Here is a 4,059-nt window from a genome sequence, read left to right as displayed (position 1 = left end):
TGGCGTGTCTGTGTCGTTTTTTGCCTGTCCGGTGGTGTGTCTGCCCGCTCGTGCCCGCGGTCTGGGGGGGGGTCAGGTGTTGGTGTGGGGGTGGGTGAGCCAGGTGGGGAGGTCGGTGCGGCGGGTGATGTTGAGTTTGCGGTAGACGCGGGTCATGTGTTGTTCGACGGTGCTGTTGGTGATGTAGAGGTGGCGTGCGACCTGGCGGTTGGTGTAGCCGCGGGCGACGAGGGTGGCGACGCGGTGTTCGGCGGTGGAGAGGAGGTGGTGGTCGCGGGGGTGGGGCTGGGTGGTGCCGGTGTGGGGGGTGGTGCCGGTGCCGGTGCCGGTGCCGGTGCCGGTGTTGGTGTGGGTGGTGGCGGGTGGGTTGGTGCGGGTGGGCTGGGGGGTGTCGGTGTGGGGGGTGGGGGGTTGGGGTTGGAGGAGGGTGTGGAGGGCTGTGGCGCCGCTCTGGTTGATGAGGTCGAGGGTCTGCCGGCGGGTGTGGTGGGCGGCGGTGGTGTTGCCGGTGTGGGTGTGGGTGTGGGTCTGGTCGGCGAGGGCGCGGGTGAGTTCGAGGCGGTCGCCGGTGGGGGTGAGGAGGGTGATGGCGTGGTGGAGGAGGGGGGTGCGGTGGTGGGGGGGTTGGGTGGCGGCGTGGAGGCGCAGGGTCATGCCGGTGATTCTGTTGCTGGTGGTGGGGTGGGTGCGGGTTTGTTCGTCGAGGAGTTGTGCTGCCTGGTCGGGGCGGCCCAGGTGGAGGTAGGCCTGGGCGGCGTCGAGGCGCCAGGGGACGAGGCTGGGGGTGTCCATGTGCCATTGGGTCATGAGGTCGCCGCAGGTGAGGAGTTCGCGCAGGGCGAGTTGGGGGCGGCCGGTGGTGAGGTAGTAGGTGCCGCGGGCGTGGCGGTAGTGGATGCCGAAGCGGGTTTCGTGGAGGGTTTCGGGGACGGGGTGGTGGAGTGCTTGTTCGGCGGTGGTGTGGTCGGCGGCCATGGCGGCGCCCATGAGGAGGCTGCTGAGGGGGACGCCGATGCCGACGCCCCAGCTCTGGGGTGACATGGCGGTCAGGGCGTGGCGGGCGTGCCGGATGGTGGTGTTGATGTCGCCCTGGCGGTAGGCGATCTGGGCCTTGAGGCTGGAGAGGACTGCCTGCCAGGCGGGGGCGTGGCGTTGGGTGGCCTGGGTGAGGAGGCGGTCGCACTGGGTGGCGAGGGTGTCGGTGCGGTCGGCGTAGAAGAGGGCGGCGATGAGGGTGCTGGCGGCTTCCATGGTGCGGTCGTCGGCGGGGCAGTTGCGCAGGGTTTCCTCGGCGATGGTGATGACTTCGTCGTGGGCGTCGGAGCGCAGGACGGTGGCGAGCATCTCGATGGCGTGGAGGTAGGTCTCGGTGCCGGTGGGCAGGGGCTGGGGCGGGGGCGGGGGGGCGGGGCGGGTGCGGAAGCGCTGTCCGAAGCGGGGGTAGGAGGTCTCGAGCCATTTGTCGAAGATGTACAGGTCGGTGGAGGTGTGGGGGTCGGGGGTGGGTTCGAGGCGGTCCAGGACGTCCTGGGCGGCGTCGAAGCGGCCGCTGCGCAGCAGGGTTTTGGCCAGGGCCAGGCCGTGGCGGTGTTCGAGGGGGCGGTCGTGTGCCTGGGTGTGCAGGGGGAGCATGCGGCGCATGGCGGTGAGGGGGCTGTCGGGCCAGGTGGCTTCGGCGAGTTCTATGGTCAGTTCGGTGCGCAGGGTGTCGTCGGTGCACTGGGTGTGGGCCAGTTCCAGGCAGGAGACGGCGTGTTCGGTGTCCTGGCGGTGGAGGGCCTCGGCGGCGGCTTCGCGCAGGACGGTGGTCTGCCAGGGTTCGCGGGCGTGGCCGGCGGCCAGGAGGTGGCGGGCGATGCGGGGGGCGGGTTCGGCGCGCTGGTAGAGCCAGTGTGCGGCGCGCAGGTTCAGTTCGGTGCGGGTGGCGGTGTCGGTGGCGGTGAGGACGGCCTGGCGGGCGGCGGGGTGGCGGAAGCGGCCGCCGGGTGTGGTGGTGCCGGAGGCGGTGAGCTGCTGCAGGGCCTGTTCGGCGGTGGTGGAGGGGTCCTGGAGGAGGTGTTCGAACAGGTCGGGGCGGGGGGTGTCGCCGAGGACGGCGAGGGCGGCGGCGGTGCGGGTCAGGTCGGGTGTGCTGCGGTACAGGCAGGTGATGACGGCCTGTGCGTAGTGTTCGGCGGCGGTCAGTTCCAGGTGCTCGGGGTGGCGGGGTGCGGGGGTGCGGGCGGTCAGGTCGTCGATGAGGGCGTGCAGGAGCAGGGGGTTTCCGCCGCTGGCGGCGTAGTGCTGGTCGGTGGCCGATTTTTTGGCGGGGGTGCCCAGGCGCTGGGTGAGCAGGTCGCCCACGGCGGGCCGGGACAGGGGCCGCAGGCGGATGGGGCAGCAGTGGGGGTTGCGCAGCAGTTCGGCGGTGCGGCGCACGGTGCGGGGTCCGGGCCCGTTCTTGGTGGCGATCACGGTCATGACGCGGGAGCTGCGGATGCGGCGCACGGCGTGGGAGAGGTATTCGGCCGATGTCTCGTCGGCGTATTCGAAGTCGTCGACGACGATGAGCACGGGAATTTCGGCGGATAATTCGAGCAGCAGGTCGCCGAAATCGCGTGCGGTGAGCCGTCCGGGGTCCAGCGGCCGGCGCGGTGCCGGTTTTTGTGCGGGGTTGCTGGAGCTGTAGGAGGGGCCGAGCGGGATTTCGATCACGCTGTTGTGTTTCGGCCTCATGTCGAGGAGCTGGCGCACGGTCTCGAGCCGCAGGTGTTCCTCGGCGGGTGAGCACCGGGTCTGCAGGACCTGGGCGCCGAGGTCGTGTGCGTGCTCGACGAGTGCCTGGGCCAGTGCGCTTTTCCCGCTGGCCACCGGTCCGGTCAGGACGGCGGCTCTGCTGTCTTCGGCGATGGAATGCGCGAGCATGCTTTTGAGCGAACTGAGGTGCAGTTCCCGTTCCACCAGTTTCACTGCCTGGGTCCCCCTGTGCGTGAAACGCCTTGGCGTGGCTTGATTATGCGCGTAACTGTTCGACACCGCCTGGTTGTTGTCAAGGCCGGTGGGGTGCCCTCTCGAGCGGTCCTCGAGCGGCCCGGGAAAGGGAAAGTAATGGAATGGAAAAGCGGATTTTTGCATTGCTTTGTCTTTGTGTTGGCCCGGTCTTGACGTGCCGGTGCCCGGCGGCGTGGGGGACGCTGCCGGGCACCGGGGTTGCGGGGGCGGTGTGCGGGCCGTGTGCGGGGGAGTGGGGGGAACGGGGGCGGCCGTGTGCGGGGTGCGGGGGAACGGGGGCGGGGGTGCCGGGGGGTGCGCGGGGGTGCGGGTCAGCTGATGATGTCGAAGCGGTCCCAGCCCTTGCCGAGCACCTGCGGGGGGTCGAAGGTGGTCTCGGGGGAGCGGGGGTCGAAGGAGCCGCTGTGCCGGTGGACCATCAGGGTTCCGTCGTGCCGCAGGCCCAGCAGGTCGGGGTGTCCGTCGCCGTCGATGTCGGTGAGGGTCAAGACCTTGTAGGTCTCCAGGTTCCATCCGGTGTCCAGTGCGTGCCGCACGGCCTCGCCGGCCGGTTCGCCCTCCGGGCCCCGGCCGTGGGCGTAGACCTCGTGGACGGACAGGCTGTTGTCGGCGTGCAGGACCAGCAGGTCCGGGCGGCCGCTGGCGGTGACGTCGGCCAGGCCGGCGGGGATGTCGCCGGGGTCCAGGACGGCGAAGGGCTGCGGCGGGGCGAACATCTCCGGGGCGCCGGCCGCGCTGCGGTTGATGATGCGGTGCACCTGGCCGGTGTGCTGCAGGCGGCCGACGATGTCGGTGCGGCCGTCGCCGGTCAGGTCGCCCAGCGCGATGGTGTCGTAGGTGACCTCGGGCAGTTTCCCGCCGAAGCGCAGCGGGGCGGCGAGGGTGTCCATGCCGTTCAGGCCGCCCTGGTTGAGGTGGACCAGGGCCTGTTCGTCCTTGGAGATGACCACGACGTCCGCGTAGCCGTTGCCGGTGAAGTCGCCGGTGCCGAGCCAGAGCACGTTGTCGAAGCCCTCGCCGATCCTGACGGGCTCGCCGAAGGTCTCCGGGCCCTGCCAGCGGCCCCGG

General features: G+C 70.9%; 2 protein-coding genes. Both read right to left on the bottom strand.

Going from position 1 to position 4,059, the window contains the following annotated elements; genetic code table 11:
- Positions 1–72: 72 nt before the first annotated feature.
- Positions 73–3,114 (bottom strand): helix-turn-helix transcriptional regulator, encoded by a 3,042-nt coding sequence (locus CW362_RS45415; protein ID WP_103554911.1) that lies wholly within the window; start codon positions 3,112–3,114, stop codon positions 73–75.
- A gap of 188 nt (positions 3,115–3,302) precedes the next feature.
- On the bottom strand, positions 3,303–4,059 hold a 757-nt coding region (locus CW362_RS42440), incomplete at its 5' end, for an FG-GAP repeat domain-containing protein (RefSeq protein WP_162684442.1).

The sequence above is a fragment of the Streptomyces populi genome, from assembly GCF_002911015.1.
Classification (GTDB): Bacteria; Actinomycetota; Actinomycetes; order Streptomycetales; family Streptomycetaceae; genus Streptomyces; species Streptomyces populi.
Note: the sequence above shows the minus strand (reverse complement) of the source record. Positions and strands in the feature narration are given on the sequence as shown.